The sequence below is a fragment of the Halomonas elongata genome, assembly GCF_029081005.1.
Classification (GTDB): domain Bacteria; phylum Pseudomonadota; class Gammaproteobacteria; order Pseudomonadales; family Halomonadaceae; genus Halomonas; species Halomonas elongata_B.
In genome coordinates this window covers 81903-99985 of the sequence record NZ_JAJQTQ010000009.1, presented here as the reverse complement: position 1 = coordinate 99985, position 18083 = coordinate 81903, and the positions used below count along the sequence as shown (strand labels likewise).

The 18083-nt window shown below is 64.1% G+C and carries 15 protein-coding genes; 1 reads left to right on the top strand and 14 read right to left on the bottom strand.

Annotation, left to right across the window (positions count from 1 at the left end; translation table 11 throughout):
• Nucleotides 1–3 precede the first annotated feature (3 nt).
• The 12 genes from cheW to LU493_RS08860 form a co-directional block, all read right to left on the bottom strand.
• Complete coding sequence (cheW, locus tag LU493_RS08915; protein WP_275287437.1) at nucleotides 4–501, bottom strand: chemotaxis protein CheW; 498 nt, start codon at nucleotides 499–501, stop codon at nucleotides 4–6.
• On the bottom strand, nucleotides 498–2690 hold the full coding sequence (cheA, locus tag LU493_RS08910) for a chemotaxis protein CheA (RefSeq protein ID WP_275287436.1): 2193 nt from the start codon (nucleotides 2688–2690) through the stop codon (nucleotides 498–500). Before cheA ends, cheW begins: the two co-directional genes overlap by 4 nt.
• A 33-nt stretch (nucleotides 2691–2723) precedes the next feature.
• The gene (gene motB, locus LU493_RS08905) at nucleotides 2724–3677 is read right to left on the bottom strand and encodes a flagellar motor protein MotB (protein WP_275287435.1); all 954 of its coding nucleotides are present in this window, start codon (nucleotides 3675–3677) and stop codon (nucleotides 2724–2726) included.
• Nucleotides 3674–4546, bottom strand: coding sequence for a flagellar motor stator protein MotA (gene motA, locus LU493_RS08900; RefSeq protein ID WP_275287434.1), 873 nt, complete (start codon nucleotides 4544–4546; stop codon nucleotides 3674–3676). Before motA ends, motB begins: the two co-directional genes overlap by 4 nt.
• 192 nt (nucleotides 4547–4738) lie before the next feature.
• The gene (gene flhC, locus LU493_RS08895) at nucleotides 4739–5317 is read right to left on the bottom strand and encodes a flagellar transcriptional regulator FlhC (protein WP_275287433.1); all 579 of its coding nucleotides are present in this window, start codon (nucleotides 5315–5317) and stop codon (nucleotides 4739–4741) included.
• Nucleotides 5307–5654, bottom strand: a complete 348-nt coding sequence (gene flhD, locus LU493_RS08890; protein ID WP_275287432.1) for a flagellar transcriptional regulator FlhD — start codon at nucleotides 5652–5654, stop codon at nucleotides 5307–5309. The genes flhC and flhD overlap by 11 nt, the downstream gene beginning before the upstream one ends.
• 320 nt (nucleotides 5655–5974) lie before the next feature.
• Nucleotides 5975–6247: an EscU/YscU/HrcU family type III secretion system export apparatus switch protein gene (locus LU493_RS08885; protein ID WP_275287431.1), complete on the bottom strand. Its 273-nt coding sequence runs from the start codon at nucleotides 6245–6247 to the stop codon at nucleotides 5975–5977.
• Nucleotides 6244–7293: a flagellar hook-length control protein FliK gene (locus LU493_RS08880; protein WP_275287430.1), complete on the bottom strand. Its 1050-nt coding sequence runs from the start codon at nucleotides 7291–7293 to the stop codon at nucleotides 6244–6246. Before LU493_RS08880 ends, LU493_RS08885 begins: the two co-directional genes overlap by 4 nt.
• The gene (locus LU493_RS08875; RefSeq protein WP_275287429.1) at nucleotides 7290–7694 is read right to left on the bottom strand and encodes a flagellar protein FliT; all 405 of its coding nucleotides are present in this window, start codon (nucleotides 7692–7694) and stop codon (nucleotides 7290–7292) included. Before LU493_RS08875 ends, LU493_RS08880 begins: the two co-directional genes overlap by 4 nt.
• 2 nt (nucleotides 7695–7696) lie before the next feature.
• Nucleotides 7697–8113 (bottom strand): flagellar export chaperone FliS, encoded by a 417-nt coding sequence (gene fliS / locus LU493_RS08870; protein ID WP_275287428.1) that lies wholly within the window; start codon nucleotides 8111–8113, stop codon nucleotides 7697–7699.
• A 51-nt stretch (nucleotides 8114–8164) separates the two neighbouring features.
• Entirely contained in the window at nucleotides 8165–9541 is a 1377-nt protein-coding gene (gene fliD / locus LU493_RS08865; RefSeq protein WP_275287427.1) for a flagellar filament capping protein FliD, read from the bottom strand.
• A 131-nt stretch (nucleotides 9542–9672) separates the two neighbouring features.
• Nucleotides 9673–11358, bottom strand: a complete 1686-nt coding sequence (locus LU493_RS08860) for an HD domain-containing phosphohydrolase (RefSeq protein WP_275287426.1) — start codon at nucleotides 11356–11358, stop codon at nucleotides 9673–9675.
• 204 nt (nucleotides 11359–11562) lie between these two features.
• Between LU493_RS08860 and LU493_RS08855 the strand changes: the two genes are divergently transcribed.
• Nucleotides 11563–14259: a bifunctional diguanylate cyclase/phosphodiesterase gene (locus tag LU493_RS08855; RefSeq protein WP_275287425.1), complete on the top strand. Its 2697-nt coding sequence runs from the start codon at nucleotides 11563–11565 to the stop codon at nucleotides 14257–14259.
• 21 nt (nucleotides 14260–14280) lie between these two features.
• On the opposite strand, the gene LU493_RS08850 is transcribed toward LU493_RS08855, so the two are convergent.
• Complete coding sequence (locus LU493_RS08850) at nucleotides 14281–14520, bottom strand: DUF2835 domain-containing protein (protein WP_275287424.1); 240 nt, start codon at nucleotides 14518–14520, stop codon at nucleotides 14281–14283.
• 92 nt (nucleotides 14521–14612) lie between these two features.
• A complete protein-coding gene (locus LU493_RS08845) occupies nucleotides 14613–18020 on the bottom strand; it encodes a CDC27 family protein (protein WP_275287423.1) in 3408 nt (1135 codons plus the stop codon).
• Between the last annotated feature and the right edge of the window lie 63 nt (nucleotides 18021–18083).

Below are 18083 nucleotides of genomic sequence, written 5' to 3'. Positions count from 1 at the left end.
CGATCACTCGCCGACGGAATCCACCAGTGCCATCTCGTCGCTGGTCAGCAGCTTGTCGATATCGACCAGCACCAGCATGCGGTCCTCCAGGCTGCCCAGGCCGCTCAGGAAATCGGACGAGAGGGTGACGCCGAACTCCGGCGCCGGCTTGATCTGCTCAGGGGTGAGGGTCATGACGTCGGAGACGCCATCGACCACGATGCCGACGATCCGGTCGCCGACATTGAGCACGATGACCACGGTCTGGCCGCCGTATTCCACCTTTTCCAGGCGAAACTTGATGCGCAGGTCGACGATCGGCACGATCACGCCGCGCAGGTTGGTCACGCCCTTGATGAAGTCGGGGGCGTTGGCGATGCGGGTGACATTCTCGTAGCCACGGATCTCCTGCACCTTGAGGATGTCGATGCCGTACTCTTCGTCGCCCAGCGAGAAGACCAGGAACTCACGGTTCTGCTCCTCGGTGGCGGCCAGGGCGGCATTGGTGTTCGGGGTACTCATGACGGCTCTACCTCCTTGGGATGGGGAGTCGGAACGTCGCCGGGATGCCGGCCGCGACGCGCCTCCTTCTTGGTGCGGTTGAGACGGTGCAGATCGGCGATGTCCAGAATCAGGGCCACGCTGCCATCGCCGAGGATGGTGGCCGCCGACACGCCCGGCACCTTGCGGTAGTTGGTCTCCAGGTTCTTCACCACCACCTGCTGCTGGCCGATCAGGTCATCCACCAGCAGGGCGTAGCGACGCCCCTCGCCCTGGACGATCACGGCGATGGTCTCGTCGAGCTCGGTACGCGCCCCGGCCACATCGAGGGCCTCGTGGACGGGCACCACCGGCAGGTATTCGTCGCGCACCTTGAGCACCACGTCGTCGCCGGCCATGGCGTAGAGATCACGCTTGTCCGGCTGCAGCGATTCGAGCACCGCCGACAGCGGCAGAATGAAGACCTCGTCACCGACCTTGATCGACATGCCGTCGAGGATCGCCAGGGTCAGCGGCAGCACGATGCGGGTGGTGGTGCCCTCGCCAGTCACCGAGGCGATCTCGACGTGGCCGCCCATGTTCTGGATGTTGCGCTTGACCACATCCATGCCGACGCCTCGCCCGGACACATCGCTGACTTCCTGAGCTGTGGAGAAGCCGGGGGCGAAGATCAGTTGCCAGACCTCGTCGTCGCTCATGCTGTCGCTGACCGGCAGGTCGTTGCTGCGCGCCTTGGCCAGGATCCTGTCGCGATCCAGGCCGGCGCCGTCGTCGATCACCTCGATCAAGATGTTGCCACCCTGATGCTGGGCCGACAGGGTCAGCCGACCGGTGCGCGGCTTGCCGGCCGCCTCGCGTGCTTCCGGCGACTCGAGACCGTGATCCAGGCTGTTGCGTACCAGGTGGGTGAGCGGGTCGATGATGCGCTCTGTCAGGCTCTTGTCGAGCTCGGTGGACTCGCCTTCGGTGACCAGCTCCACGTCCTTCTCGAGCTTGCCGGCCAGGTCGCGTACCAGGCGCGGATAGCGGCTGAACACATAGTCCATCGGCACCATGCGCACCGACATCACGGCCTCCTGCAGGTCGCGGGCATTGCGCCGCAGCAGGTTGAGGCCGTTGTTCAGCCCGGTGTGATTGACGTCTTCCAGCTCGCTGACAGTCTGGTCGAGCATCGACTGGGTGATGATCAGCTCGCCGACCAGGTTGATGATCTGGTCGACCTTGTCCACGGAGACGCGGATCGAGGATGTCTCCCCGCCACTCTTGGCCTTTTTCTTCGGCTTGCTCGACGGCTTGGGCTTGCCGGCCCCGGCAGGCGCCTCGGAGGCATCGGACTGGCTGGCGGTATCGGACGAGGACGGCGCTGCCTCGCTGGCGTTCGTCTCGCCGGATGCCGGTGCCGGCTTGTCGGCCACCACCTCTTCGGTCACGCCGGCCCCGGAGGCCGTGGACGCGGCGGACTCGTCCGCCGGGGGCGCGGAAGCCGCCTCGACGCGGAGCTGTTCGGGCTCGACGATGAAACACATCACCGCCTCGATGTCCTCGCGTCCCACCGAGGTCTCGAGGGTCACCCGGTAGCAGTCCGTGTCGCCCTCCCGGGCCTCAATCTCGCCCAGTTGCTCGAGCTCCTCCACCAGCAGGTCGCGATCCTTGTCGCCGACCCCGAGCAGGGAGACCACCAGCCGGCCATCGTCCGGCGCCTGCTCGGGCTCAGCCCCGGCGTCAGGCGCCGATGACGCCTCATCGTCGGGCGCTGCCGCCGGCTCCAACGCCGGGGATTCGGGCTCGGACGACATGCCGTCGGCACCATCGAGCGCCTGACCGATCTCCTCCATCGCCAGTTGCTGCAGGGTCCGGCAGATGCGGTCGAAAGCGGCCCGGTCGGGCACGTCATCGCTACGGTAGGCGTCCAGCTGGTCGTGGAGCATGTCCTTGGTTTCCAGAAAGGTATCGACGATGTCCCGGCGCAGCGTCAGCTCGCCGCGCCGGGCATGATCCAGCAGGTTCTCGAACAGGTGCGTGGTCTGCTGCAGCACATCGAAGCCGAAGGTGCCGGCACCGCCCTTGATCGAGTGCGCCGCCCGGAAGATCGCGTTGAGCTGCTCGGCATCCGGGTCGTCGACATCGATCGCCAGGAGGTGGCGCTCCATGTCGGCCAGCAGTTCTTCGGCCTCCTCGAAGAAGGTGTCGTAGAAATCGGTGATATCCATGCACGTCTCTCCAGCCTGGATGTTGACGGCCCATCAGGACTCGGGCGGCTTGCCAAGCGTCTCTCGCAGGCTCTCGTTGAACTCCTCCAGCAGCGTCGGGGCGCCGGAAGGGCCGTTACGGGTGGGCGAGGGTACGCCCAGATCATCCAGTTGCCCCGGCGCGCGGATGCGCTCGGCCACCTGCTCGAACAGGATCAGCAACTCGATGCGTCGATTGACCGGGTCGCTCGGCTCGGTATCCGGCATCACCACCTGATCGGCGAAACCAGCGACCCGCAGCAGCTTGGCCGGGTCCAGGCCTCCAGAGACCAGCTCGCGCCGGGAGGCGTTGGCACGCGCGGAGGACAGTTCCCAGTTGCCGTAGCCGTGATAGCCGTTCAGGTAGGCCAGGCTGTCGGTGTGGCCGCTGATGCTGAGGTCGTTGGGCAATTCGTTGAGCATCGGCGCCATCAGGCGCAGCAGGTCGCGCATGTAGGGCGCGACCTGGTCGCTGCCGAGCTCGAACATGGGACGCTGCTCGGAATCCACCAGCTGGATGCGCAGCCCCTCCGGCGTCATGTCGAAACGCAACTGGTCGCGGAGTTGCTTGAGGTCCGGGTCGGCATCGATGGCCATCTCGATGCGCCGCTGCAGATCGCGGAAGGCCCGGCGCTGCTGCTCGCTGGGGCGCGAGCGCTGACGCATGTCGACCCGTGCGCGCTCGCCTTCGGTATAGACCGGATCGGGCCCGCCGCCGGGAATGACGTTCTCGCTCATCGAGGCGCTGTCGCCGCCGGCGATGGCGGTCACCAGGGGCGTGCTGAAATACTCGGCAACGCCCTCGCGCTCCTGGCGGCTGGCCGTCGACAGCATCCACATGACCAGGAACAGGGCCATCAACGCCGTCATGAAGTCCGCCAGGGCGATCTTCCAGCTACCGCCATGATGACGGTGAACGACCCGCTTGCGCCGAATGATGATCGGTCGTCTGTTGTCGCCCTGACTCATGCACTCCCCGCCACCGACTTGGCCTGTCGCACGTACTCTTCCATCTCGGTGAAGCTCGGCCGGTCAGCCGTATGCAGCGCCTTGCGGCCGAACTCCACGGCCAGTTGCGGGGCATAGCCATGCAGGCTTGCCAGCAGGGTGACGCGAATGCACTGCAGCATCTTCTCGGCTTCCTTGGCCTGGCGCTCGAGGCGACTCGCCAGGGGAAGGATGAAGCCGTAGCCGAGCAGGATACCGAGGAAGGTGCCGACCAAGGCGTGGGCGATCATCTGCCCCATCTGCTCGGGGCCGGCAGCGGCGGTGCTCAGGGCCTTCACCACCCCCATCACCGCCGCCACGATGCCGAACGCCGGCATGGCATCGCCGATCCGACCGATGGCGTCGATCGGGACATGGGCTTCCTGTTCGAAGGCCTCGATCTCGTGGAGCATCAGCTCGTCGAGCTCCATGGGGTCCATGCTGCCGCTGACCATCAGACGCAGATAATCGGTCAGGAAAGTCATGATCATGGGATCGGCCAGGACCTTGGGATGGTCGTTGAACAGCGAGCTTGCCTCCGGGTCGTCGATGTCACGCTCGATGCCGAGCATCCCGTCGCGGCGGATCTTGGTCAGGACCTTGTACTGAAGCGTCATCAGTTCCAGGTACATCGCCTTGTCGTACTTCTTGGAGCGACGCAGCCGAGGAATGATTCGAAACGAGGCCTTGAGCGCCTTGCCGTTGTTGGAAGCCACGAAAGCCCCCACCCCCGCACCGCCGATCATCAGCAGCTCCGTGGGCTGGAACAGCGGTCCGAGACTACCGCCGGCCAGCACGAAGCCGCCGAAAACGGAGAGCAGGACGATCAAGTAACCTATGGGAATCAGCACGGCCGACATCCTTAGCAGGAACGTGAATGACGTAACTGCCTTGGATATCGGCGCCGGCGTGACAAAACTTGAGGGCGTGACACAAAAAACTGCCGGGGGCGGTGTCGACGCACACCGCAAAGGCACAGGGGAGATCCAGCGGGGATGGCAGATGCAAAAGCGGCGCCCCTCGACAGGGGCGCCGCCCGGCCCTCAAGCCTGGCCCGAGGCCTCCAGGGGTGGCGGTACGCGTCGTGCCGCGTCGGCCTTCTCGCGACGCTTGCGTGTCTTGCCGGCCCGCGAGGGCGGCTGACAGATGCCGCAGACATAGTCGTGGCTGGGGCTGTGAGCGTGGGCCACGAAACGACCGTGACAGCGCGTGCAGCCGGAAAGCTGCAGTTGCCCGCTTTCGAAGAAGCGCACCAGGGTCCAGGCCCGGGTCAGCCCCAGAACGGCATCGGCGTCATCGATCGCCACCTGCTCCAGATAAAGGCGATAGGCCTTGATGAAGCCCCCCATGCGTGAACAGCCATGATCTTCGCGCAGCCGCAGGTAGGTGTTGTAGAACAACGACGAATGGATGTTGGGCATCCAGGTGATGAACCAGTCCGTGGAGAAGGGCAGCATGCCCTTGGGGGGCGACATGCCGCGCACTTCCTTGAACAGCCGGATGAGCCGGGCGCGACTGAGGTCGGTTTCGGTTTCGAGCACCTGCAACCGGGCACCCAGTTCGATCAGGTCAATGGCGAGGCGGACCTGTCGCCACTCATCCAGCAGGCTCTTAGTCGACATGGCCGCGTCCCTCCTCTGGCGACAGACCTGACGGCAGGGATTGGGACGCCATCAACAGCGAGGAGTGAAAGTGGGACAACCCCTGTTCGCGCGGGTTGTCGACCACCTGACGCAATGGCTCGACGCCTTCATGGCCAAGCCGGCACAACAGTTGGTTGGTACTCGCTAACCTCGAAAGCTGCTGGGCGCCTAATGAAGAAAGAAAATCGGCCATGTCATCATCGACCTTTAGCCGAAACATCGCCTCTTCCCGGTCAGCATTCAGCAGACGCTGCGCCAACAGGAGGTAAGCGAGATTCATCTCTCGAATCTCATCCAAGTACTCGTTGGTTTTCATAATTCCCTGCTTTTACTGCATTTATTTATTCAGTACGGCTTCGCTCACCCGACTTTCCGTGATGCCTTCATCTCACGAAAAGCACAGCATACGACCGCTTTTTTTCATTTATGCAACATTGTCTATGCTCCACCGATGGATGCAACATCGCACCACCAACGGTCGGGACCTAAGGGAATTTTGCTGCGCTCAATGCCATGAAAAAGCGCTACCAAATCATCTTATTAAGGCGATGCTATTGAAAACACAAGACAGGTTTTCAGGCAGGATTGTTACAAAACAATACAAAAAAGGCCGTCTCGCATCCGACAAGGCCGCCGTTATTCAACGCTTTTACCTGACCTTTCGTGCAGCCAGACCAGCAGTTCGGCGATGACCCGATACAGCCTGGGCGGGATTTCTTCGTCCAGATCGAGCTGCATCAACAGCCCCACCAGTTCCGGGGCATCGTGGACATGGACGCCCTGGCGTCGCGCCTCCTCGACGATGCGTTCGGCCAGTTCGCCATAGCCTCGCGCCACGACCCGCGGCGCCGCGTCATCATCGCCATAGGCCAGCGCCACGGCCCGTCGACGTGCGTCCTCGTCGGTCATTCGTCTTGCTCCCGCCAGGTTTCCAGACGTAACTGAACACGCTCGAAGCCATGGCGTTCCAGCCGCTGGCGCAGTGTCTCGAGCTCCGTCGCCAGATCCGACAGGACCGACTCGTCGCGGGCCTGCAAGGCAATATCGAGCGTCGTCGCCCCCATGCGCAAGGCCACCCGCACGGCCCCCAGTCCCTCGACGTCCAGAGTCAGCTCGGAGCGACAGGTCCCCTCGTCATCGTGCGAGGACGACTCGCCGTCCTCGCGTCGATGCTCCCGCCCCTCGGGAGGCAGATGCACCGCCAACGCCATGAACAGGCCGGCCCAGACATCGCCCTCCCAGCGCAGGGTCGGCGCCGCCAGCATTTCCAGTTGATGGCGAACCAGCCCCTGCAAGTGCTCGTTGACCGGCGCTCGCCGCTCGGTCATGGCATCGAGCGGCGAGGAGCGCGACGCCTCCGCGGATGAGGCACCCGCTTTGCCCTTGACCGCCGCGGCGCCGGTCAAGGGCGCGGCCCCCGTGTGCGAGGTCGGCGCCGGGGTGAAGCCCAGAGTCCGCCACATCTGGGGCTCGCGTTCGAGCTGCTGACGCGACAGCCCTCCCGCGAACCAGCGTGCCAGGTGCGACTCGTAGAAGAGCCCGCTGTCTCGCACGCTGCCCTCGAGCCGCTGGGCCAGCAAGAAGGGCGATATCGGTTGATCGTTGCCCGCCAGGGGAGCGGCGGGCGTCACCGCCGAGGTGGGGGCGGGAAAACGCAGCAGCAGATCGGCGATGGCCCGTGCCGTCGCGCTGAAGTGGGTATGCGTCGAGGCGGGAGGCGCGGCATCCGAGCCGCTCAACGGCACGGCGGTGCTCGCCGCCTCTCGGGCGGTGGGCACCGCATGCCCCGGCGGCGAACGGGCATCGAGTCGCGAATCGCTGTGCAGGGCGCGGGGCGCATCGCCGGGGGCCACCGGCTTGACCGGTTGATTCAGGTCCCGGGGGGGCGGCACATCGGCGCGCTTGCCCAGCACCTGATGCAGCAGCGTGTCCAGCAGCGGCGTGATACCGCTCACGACGAATCCGCTCCGAAGCGCGACCCGGCATCGATGACACCGGGCCTGGCACCGGCCCCGTAGGTACGCTGCAGATCGCGCTGCCGCCGGGAGACGCCGATCAGCTCGCCCAGCTCATCGCGACGCTGGATGAGGTGGCGGCGTATCTCCAGGTCGTTCTCGAGGATGCGCTCCAGCAGTTCGGCCTTGTGTCGCTGTTCCTCGCCATCCAGGGAGACGCCGGCATCGAGGGTCGACAACCGCTCCACCTGCTGCACATATTCGGTTTCCTGGTCGACCAGGGCCTCCCAGTCGGCCGCCAGGGCGGACTCCAGCATGCTTTCACTGCGCGTCAGCAGGCGAGTGTAGGCGTCGAGCACGGCATCGCCCGAGACGGGCGCTCCATCGAGGGACTGCCCCATGCTCAAGCTCCCGCGGCCTGGGGCTCGATGTCCCGCCAGGCCGAGGCGATGTCATCCAGCAGGCGCTCCGCCTCGTTCAGGGCGTCGACGTCATTGTGGGCATTGGCGGCCAGCAGGCGACGGGCGATGTACTCGTAGAGCGACGCCAGGTTGCCCGCCACCTCGCCGCCGCGTTCCCCGTCCAGGGCCGCCAGCAAGCCATTGTTGACGATATCCAGCGCCTTGGAGATCGACGCTCCCTTTTCCGCCAGATTGCCTGTCTCGAGGTGGATGCGAGCCGCCCGAATGGCCGTCTGGGCGCCGTCGAACAGCATCGTGATCAACTGGTGCGGGCTGGCGGACATCACGCCACTCTCCACCCCGACCCTGGCGTAGGTGCTTGCCCCGCGCCCATAGGTAGCGCCGTATGTGCCTGTCATCTCGCTCTCCTCTACTCCCGATCGCCCAGCTCACGTCGGCGGACTGTCATATTACCCGCTGAGTGCGCTGAACTGCTGGCTCAGGTAGGTGCTGGTCTGGTTCATGTTGGAAATCATGCCGTCCAGTTGACTGAACTGACTGCGATAGCGATCGATCGTCTGATCGATGGAGCTCTCCATGCGGGTATATCGCTCATTGAGTCCCTCGATACGCGACTCCACGCCACTGGTGGCACTCTCGAGAGAGCCGCCCTCCTTCAACATGCTTTCCAGGGCCGCATCGAGGGTATCGGTGAGACCGTCGTTCGACTCGGTGCCGGCAAACAGGTCGGCCAGTGCCTGACGGTTGTCCATGATGGTTTCATCGAGTGCATCACTGTCGAGCGTCAGGGTGCCTTCGACCTCCAGTTCGATCCCCACCTCGCTGAGCATGTTGACCTCACCTCCGCCGACCTGCCCGCCGATGATGTCACGCAACCTCGACTCGATGCCCCGCAGGGTACTGTCACCGAGCAGCTCGCCGGCCTCGCCGGTTTCGGCATTGAAGCTGGTCAACGAATCGATGGTGCCACGCAGGCTGTTGTAGGCATCGACGAAGCCCGACACGCCGTCACGCAGGCCGCGATTGTTGAGCTCCACCCCGACGGTGGAATCGCCCGTCTCGGCGATGTCCAGGGTAACCCCCTGAATGGCGCCCTCGACCTGATTGGACTGACTGCTGATATCCAGACCGTTTACCGTCAGGGCCGCATCCTTGGCCTGCACGGTCTGCTCCATGGTGGCATCGGCGACACTATAGGAGAGCTTGGCATCCAGGGCGGCATCTCCCGCATCGCTGGCGAAATCGACCGACTGGATGGTCGACTCGGTACCCGTCTTGTCGCTGGTGAGCACCAGGCGATGCGGATTGTCCTTGCCGTCGTTGACGATGGATGCCGTCACGCCGGCCCCTTCGGCATTGATGGCATCGCGGATGCCCTCGAGGGAACTGTCAGCCTGGGCGATATCGAGGTTCAGGGTCTGGGCAGCGTCGCCGGTGCCGACTTCGACGGTCACGCTGCCGGCTCCGAGTTCGGCGTCACGTTCGGCGAAGCCCTGGGACGCCAGGCTCTGGGCGCGCGCCAACTCGTCCACCGACACGTCATAGCGCCCCGCCTGAGCCTCGCTGGAGACAGTCGCGGTGACGCTATCGCCGGTCACGTTGCTGGAGAGGCTCTGGTAAAGCTCCTCGCCATTGAGCTTGGCAGCCGCGTCCTGAAAGGATGACAAGGCACTTTGCAGCTTGCCATAAGCGGAAACCTTCGCTTCATAACTCTGCTGCTGAGCGGTAATGGGCTCGAGCTGTTCGCGCTCGGCCGATTTCAACTGATCCAGCAAGCCATTCAGGTCCATGCCGGACCCGATACCCAGCGATGATATCGACGCCATGACGTTTCCTTACCGAGACGAAGTGGGCCAGTCTGACAAGCGCCGTCGGCAGCGATGCCACGAGCAGACCTTGTCGAATGGGCTATTTTCTCCTTTATCGGCCGGATTCCCAGGAACTTTAGGGAACGTATTCACCCGCTCACCACGACTTCCTCGACCACCTCGCCCAGACGTTTGGGCACGTCGCCCTGAATAACCTTGCCCAGTTCATCCGTCGGTGGGCCGACGATCTCGGTGAGCTGGACACGAGCGATCGCCCCGGTGTCGTCCAGCCCCTGGACCCACCCCAGGGTTCCGCTCGAGAAGCGCACCAGCGAGCCGACCGGATAACGCCCGAATCGCCGGCAGTAACGTCGCACCCAGCGTGCATCGAAGGTCTCGGGATGCGCCAGCAGATGGCGCTGCACTTCCTGGACGCTCCAGGCGGGGCGATCCGCGCGGTCGCGTCGCATGGCATCCCCGACATCGACCACGGCGGCGGCGCGTTCGAGTTCTCCCAGTTGCTCGTCGCCCAGGCCCTGTGGATAACCGCTGCCATCCAGGCGTTCGTTGATGCGCTCCACCACCGAGGCATAGACCGCGCCGGCCAGCCAGTGGCACTGACGCATGCAGGGTTCGAGGACGGCGACATGCTCACGCATCCGCTGCCGCTCCTCGTCACTCGGCGAAGCCTGTTCCCAGAGTTCGGCCGGCAACAGCGCCTTGCCCAGATCGTGCAGCATGGCCGAGGCCGCGATGGCCTTGCACAGCTCGCGGGGCGGCGAGGCATCCTGCAACAGGTCGAGCAGTTGTACCGCCACGCTCAGGCAATGGCGCACCAGCCAGGTTTCCTCGTGCAGGCAGCGGATGGCGAACAGCAGCCCCTCGCGATCCTCGTCGTGCAGCGACAGCAGCAGATCGGCATGGCGCGACAACTGCACCGAGGAGACCTCGCCACCCTGCTGCAGTTCGAGGAGCTGGGCATCCAGATAGCCGGCGACGCGCGACAAGCGCTTCGCCATGGGCGTGGCATAACGGCACATGTTGCGACGCCCTACCGTGGGGGAAGCGCTCACCGAGGTCTGGAACAAGGGAGACGGCAGCCGGGACGCATCGTCGCCCTCGACATGGCGCGCCGCTTCCTGCTCGATCGCACGCACGAAATACCACAGCTTGCGCTCCTGCTCGGCGCCCGACTGTTCGAACCGGAACCCCGCCTGGACCACGCGACGCGCCATATCCATGTTCCGGTGCCGCAGCGATGCCTGACGGACGGCGTAGCGCGTGCCATCGGGAAAGCAGAACTCGATCTCCAGCGGTACCGCCACTTCCCCCAGCAAGCCACTGGCGGCCAACGGCAACTCCAACCGGCATCCCTCCAGGGAAAGATCCTTGAGATCCCCCTGGATCGCGCGACCACCGCCCTCGATGGTGCGCAGGATCGCCCCGACCTCCATGCCAAGCCGCAACCCGGCGCGGAACGTCTCGCGACGCTGCAGGACCTCGAGGCTGCGCGGATAGTCACTGCGGCAGACCAGGCGCCCCTCGTCATCCTGGCACGCCTGCATGCTCAGGACCGAGGTGCGCACCATCTTGCCCTGACTGCGACCCAGCAGGCGGAAGGGACGACCGCGCTGCAGCGACCCTGCGACCTCGCGGATCGCGCTGATATCCAACTGCAATTCCTCGCCGGGGCGATGATCCATGACCAGCACCGGCAACGGCTCTCCCCCGGCGTCCTCCAGTTGGAGCGAGGCGCCACCCGGCGCCATCAACGCCTCGAGCAGTGCCTCGATCTCCATGGGACTTTCCACCCGGTCGTAGCCGTCCTCCACCATCCTTGTGCCTCTCGTTGCGCTATAAGGGAACGTGTTCGAAATATATCGGCCGACACCGGCATAACTTGAGACCTGCGCATGCCCTGTCATGGCCCTGGCACATCAGGCCTTGCCGTCGACCTGCCACAACCCGCAATCTCTCGGTATGCCGCTGGACACGACGGCCCCAGAACAACAACACTGACACGGGGGAGGAACCCATCCATGCCCGCTCGGATCACTGCCGAAGAGGCCTTCCGGCAACTCGCCGAAGGGCTTGGCCACAGTGGCGCCGCCGACTTCTTCGACACCCTGGTGGAACGGCTGGCCCAACTGCTCTCGGCCGATCACGTACTGATCGCCCGGGTGCGGGATAACAAGGCCCAGACCCTGGCCATCTGGTCCCGGGGGCAGCATCTGGCGAACGTGCAGTATGCCCTGGCCGGCACGCCCTGCGAGACGGTGGCCAGCCACGAACTGTGCCTGTACCCCGGCAATGTGCAGTCCCGTTTTCCCCATGACAGCATGCTTCGGGAACTCGAGGCCGAGAGTTACCTGGGCCTGCCGTTGTTCACGACAGGCGGCGCCCACCTGGGGCTACTGGCCGTCCTCGCCAACCGTCCCATCGCGCCCAGCGACCAGGAGTTCGAGCTGCTGCGCATCGCCGCGACCCAGGCCGGTGCCGAACTGGGCCGACGGGAGGCCGAACGCGCCCTGCAGGAAAGCGAGCGTCACGCCCGGGAGAGCGAGCGCCGGCTGGACACCCTGCTCAATCATCTGCCGGGCATGGCCTATCGCTGCCTCAACGACACGGACTGGACCATGCTGCTGGTCAGCCAGGGGGCCACCGACCTGACCGGCTACTCCCCCGAGGATCTTACCCATAACCGGCGGATCAGCTACCTCGAGCTCATCCACCCGGACGACCGGCAGCACACCGGCGACCTGGTGCAGCAGGCCATCGCCCGGCGAGAGCCGTTCCAGGTCGTCTATCGCCTGCAGACCGCCAACGGCGGCCTTCGCTGGATGTGGGAGCAGGGCCAGGCGGTGTTCGACGCCAACGGCCAGGTCGACTGCCTGGAAGGCTTCATCACCGACATCACCGAGCAGCACGAAGCCCAGCGTGTCCAGCAGGCGGTGATGCAGATCGCCTCCACCGTCACCAGCCGGATCGGCGACGACTACTTCCATCAACTGGTGAGCACCCTGACCCGCACCCTCGAGGCCAACGCCGGCTTCGTCGCCCTGCTGGAGCCCTCCTCCCGGACCGAAGCCGGTGCCCCGCTCCTCCCCGACGAGACCACCTTGAACCTGATCAGCGCCCTGTCCGATGGCCGCTGTCTGACCCCTTGCCGCCTGCCCCTGGCCGGCACGCCCTGCGCAACGCTGCTCCATGAGCAGGAGATCATGGTCCAGCACGGGGGATCCCCCGGCCTGCCGGGCTTTCCGGCGGACACTTGCGCCTGGATCGGCCGCCGGCTGGATAACACCCGGGGCGAGCCCATCGGGCTCATCATGGTGCTGTATCGCCAGCCGCTGGAGGCCGACGCCTTCGCCACCTCGGTGCTGCGCATCCTCTCCACCGGCGCCGCCGCCGAGCTGGAACGTCGCAACGACCAACGGCGCATGCATCAGTTGGCCTATACCGACGGCACCACCGGCCTGCCCAACCGTATTCGCTTCATGGAGAATCTGAGTCATCAGCGACAGGCCGCCGAGCGCGATCAATACCCACTGGCACTGCTGCTGATCGACATCCGCCGGTTCAAGGAAATCAACGACACCCTCGGCCATCAGGTCGGCGATCGGCTGCTCGCCACCCTCGGCGGGCGGCTGCGGTCCGCCCTGGCGCCGCACGAGCGCCTGGCCCGCCTCTCCGGCGACGAGTTCGCCCTGCTGGTGCCCCGAGCCTCGGCGCCGGAGCTGGAACAATGCCTCGAGCGCATGCACCAGGCCGTGGGCCGCCCTCTCACCCTCGACCACCACCGTTTCACCCTCTCGGCCAGCATCGGTACCGCCCAGTACCCGCGGGATGCCGTCACGCCCGAGGAGCTGTTCAAGTTCGCCAGCATCGCCCTCTACCACGCCAAGCAACAGGCCGACGGCACCTGCCCCTTCGACCCCTCGATGACCCTGGCCCTGCAGCGCCGCCAGCGGATGACCGAGCGACTCCATCTCGCCCTCGGTGACGGCAAGCTCGAGCTGTACTATCAGCCGAAGCTGGATCTCGCCAGCGGCAGGCTGGTGGGTGCCGAAGCGCTATGCCGCTGGTACGACGAGGACTGGGGCTGGGTCAGCCCGGGGGAGTTCATCCCGCTGGCCGAGGAACGTGGACTGATTCGACCGCTGGGAGACTGGGTACTCGAGAAAGCCGCGTGCCAACTGGCCGCCTGGCGACGCAACGGCCACCCCCTGCCGGGCCGGCTGTCGATCAACGTCTCGGCCCAGCAATTCACCGACCCCGACCTGGCCCGGCGCATCGCCGAGCTGACCCGCCACACACCGACCTCGTCCATCGACCTGGAACTGACGGAAAGCGACGTCATGCGGGACCCCGAACAGGCCATCGCCATCACCCAGACCCTGCGCAAGGCCGGCTACACCCTATCGATCGACGACTTCGGCACCGGCTATTCCTCGCTGGCCTACCTGCGTCGCTTCGCCGCCGACACCCTCAAGATCGACCTTTCCTTCGTGCGTGAGATGCTCGACGGCCCCCACGACCGCACCATCGTGGAAACCATCATCGCCATGGCGCGAAGCCTGGGCATGCAGACCGTCGCCGAAGGAGTGGAAACGCCGGAACAGGCCCGCGCACTGACCTGGCTGGGCTGCGACCAGGCGCAGGGCTTTCACTTCGGCCGCCCGCTGCCTCCGGCCGACTTCGTGGCAACCTGGGGCGAGGCCATGACATCCCGATAAAGCCGCGCCGGAAGTGCCGTATCAGCGCCTTTCCGGCGGCGCCGAGAGCCGCCGAATTCCCTCGAAGCGGCCCTCGGGCGAGACATACAAGCGAAAGACGCCATGCACCCCATCCCGCGTCACCACCCGGCGCAGCGCCTCGGCCGGAAACTGCACGCTACGCCCGTCCAGGCTACGGGTATGCACCACACCCGCCCGGCCCTCGTAGTGGGCCAGGCAGGCGTCGGGGGAAAGTTCGATAATCACGTCGATGGTGGGCATGCCGGGTTCTGCTGGTCCGCTCCCGATAACACTAATCCGCTGACATCATACGCAACAGCCCTCCCGCGAATAGTCAGCCTGCGGCCAAGAGATCATGCCGGTTGACAGGCATACTGCTTCCACGTCTCTCTGACAGCATTTAGATCAACGTCTTTCTGGACTTGGAACACACCTGCCGACTCTACCGACTCCACAACATCGAGAAACTTCAGTACAACATGGTAGTGCGGTCGATTCCAGAAGTCGTGAATGAATATATAAGAATCTCGCCCCTTGCAGGGGTTTCTAGAAATATGTTCGATAGCCGTCATGGCACAAGCCACACGAAAACGCCCATCTACCAAAATAAGGTCAAAAGGCTGACAGTGCTGAAATATCGCTCGACTGTATTCTTGGAAAAAGTGGCTCTCTTTCACGTCAGCCGGAAAACCCCATTCTCTGGTCGGCCCAATATCCACAACTTTGACTTGGCAAGGGGGCCCAAGATCTTTTTTAAGTGCATTCACCCAGTTGGCGTCACTCTCGACCCCTTTAACCTCAAGCCCTTCCTTGACAGCCCATACTGTCGAGCCACCTGAACCGAACTCAAAATAAGACGACGCACTTTTCAATCGCTTGCTGAATAGCTCACGCTCCCTTTCAGCCATGAAAGGCGAATCCGGCAGCGAGATGCTCTTCACGCCAAGATCATCCATAGAACCCGCTTCACTCGCTAGAACGCTACCACCTTTCTCCTCCGCTGGCTTTTCCTCCACCAAACTTTCCGAGACCAAGTAAGCTTCGGCTTTCTTCGAATCTATACCGGATATTAACAGATATGCCATATCCCGAATGCCATAAATGGTATGCAACAGGAACGCCAACTTGACGCGCCGATCATCCGAAAGGCCCTTTATTCTATCGCGGTCGGGTAGAAAAAGAACATCGGCTCTTGTTAGCTCAGTGGCCTGGCGGTTTTTTTCAGAAACTTCCAGAGGCAGGTGGCTACGGTGCCGTGGCTCGTGCAGACGGTAGAAGCGGAAGCCGTTACGGCTTGCCCAGTGTTGCAGTTCCGCCAAGCTGGGCTGGTGCTCGTGGGTGGGCTGAAACGCGACCTTCACCTGAAGCAGCAGGGTGTCGTTCAACGCCTGGGTGCCGTTATCGAGGATCGCGGCGACGTCGTTCAGGTCGTCCAGTACCAGCATGTCGATGGCGGGCAGGCCTTGAATGCTATCCAGCGCGATGGTGTTGAGCGGCAGCCGAGTGAGTACCTGGCTGCCCTTCCGGATGGCCTCGGGCTGGTGCTCGTCGCCTAGCGGTGCCAGGCTCGCGCTCAACTTGGGGTCGAGACAGGCATGCAGCTGGCAGGGGCGTCCGTCTCCTAGCGTCGCATTGGGGTAGTAATGCACACCCTTGTGCTGTTTGAGCGAGGTATCCAGTGCCTGGCTGCTGGGGTCGAAGGCGACCAGCTCGAGCGCTTCCTTCTGCAACAGCTGGCGAACGACGTCGCTTTCGAGCAATTGCCCGCCGTTGTCCACGGCGATGATCTTACCCTCGTATTGCCACTGAAATGTCGAGTCATCCTCGGGTGTCTCGGCGTAATGGATGTCCACCGGAGCGTCTTCGTCCTCGAAACGAGCCTCGCCTTCCTTGTTGAAGGTAAGGGCGGCGGGGGGCTTATCGTCGCAGTAACGTTGCCAAATGGCACGCATGGCATCCGTGAAATGCTTGGCGAAGCGCGGGCCGTCACACACGGGGGATTGCAGCAGCACGTCGCGCAGGTGCTGGCGAATGGTGCCCAGGCTTTCCAGATCACTGGCAAGCTCGATCACGCGGGCGCGATATGCCTCCCAGCTATCGACCACCAGTTCCGGCATGCCGGCATTCACCAGGTGCGTCGCGCTATGGCGGCCGGCGAAGGTCGGCCCCGGCAGGGTGACGACCGGCACGCCCATGATGAAAGCCTCGCAGGTAGTCAGCCCGCCCGAGTAGGGCCAGGGGTCGAGGGCGATGTCCGCACGGCTGTAGGCCTCGAGCATTTCATGGTTGCTGCCCGGCCCTTCGATGATCAACCGCTCTCGGGCGACGCCCTCGGCCTCCAGGGTGGCATACAGCCGTTCGCAGAAACTCTCGCTGGTATAGGGGCGCCCCTTGAGCAGCAAGCGGGAATCCGGCAGCTCGTTCATGATGCCGGCCCACTGCTTGAGCGTGACATCATTGAGCTTGGTGGGGTTGTTGAAGCACGCCAGGGTGATATAGCCGTTTCGCTTGGCTGGCAACTCGCTCAATGCTGGCAGCTTTTCGGGCGGATCGAAGACGATATAGTCATCCGGCAGACGGATCAGCTTCTCGGTGTAGTACTCGTCTTCGCCTTCGGGCGTCTCGATATGATCGCTGATCAGATAATCGATGGCTTGCACGCCCGTGGTATTGATCAGACCCCCGACCCATTTGACGATCAATGGCGCCGGTTGCATGGCCACGGCGCGCATGCGCGTGCCCGCGTTGTGGCCCGAGAGGTCGATCAGGATGTCGATCTCGTCGTCGCGAAATTGGCAAACGAGATCGTCGTCATTCATATGCCGAATGGAGTACCACTGCTCGGTCACGCTCTTGATGCGTTTCGTGAACGCATCGGTCACTTCGCTGGTGGTGTAGCCATGCAGCGTGAACTGCCCCTTTGGGAGGTGTTCCAGGCAGCGCACGATCATCTTGCCGACCGGATGGCTGCGCAGGCCATCCGACAGCAGGCCGATCCGAAGCTGTTGTGGGTACAACTTCCCGGGTCGAGCAGGCCGAGCCGTTTGCCCTTCAGGCGCGAAGCGACGCTCCCATGACCGAGCGAACTCGGCGATCTCTTCTCGGCTGGCGCGTGGATCGTAATGCAGAGCCGTCAAATGGTTGGAGTAGGCGATGGCGTTTTGCGGCGCCAGCTCGCTGGCCTTGCGATAGCAGCGATAGGCCTCATCCAGCAGCCCCAGCTCGCGCCGCATGTTACCCGCGCTGTTCCAGGGCACGAAGCTGTTGGGCACCAGCTCCGCCAGATGATCGTAGATATCGAGGGCTTCGTCATAGCGATACAGGGCACTCAGGCTGCTCGCCAGCACATCGAGTACGCGATGATTCCTGGCATCGAGCCGCCACGCCCGCTGCGCATACTCGAGGGCCTGCTGGGCGTTGCCTAGTTCCAGATGGAGATGGGCAAGTGCCACCAGGCCGAATGGGGAATCGGGCTCGAGTTCTTGCGCCCGCTGGAGATGCCCTCGTGCCTCCTGCAGGCGGTGCTGCTTGTGCGCAACATAGCCGAGCCACTCTTCCTGTTCGTGATGGATATCGCGCAGCCCTTTGGCCGTCTCCAGAGAGACCCTGGCATCGTCGAAATCGCCATTCCCCGCCTGCAGACGCCCCAGCGCCAGCCAGGCATCGGGGTCCGATGGGTGTCGTTCGGCCCGCTTGCAGGCCTGCGGCAGCGAGAGGGGCTGTTGGGCGCCGGCGGGCCGGCGGTTGCGTTTTCTGGACATGGCATCGCCCTTCGGTGGAGGCAAATATCACCACGATAAGGCAAGAGCACGACATCAAAGGGG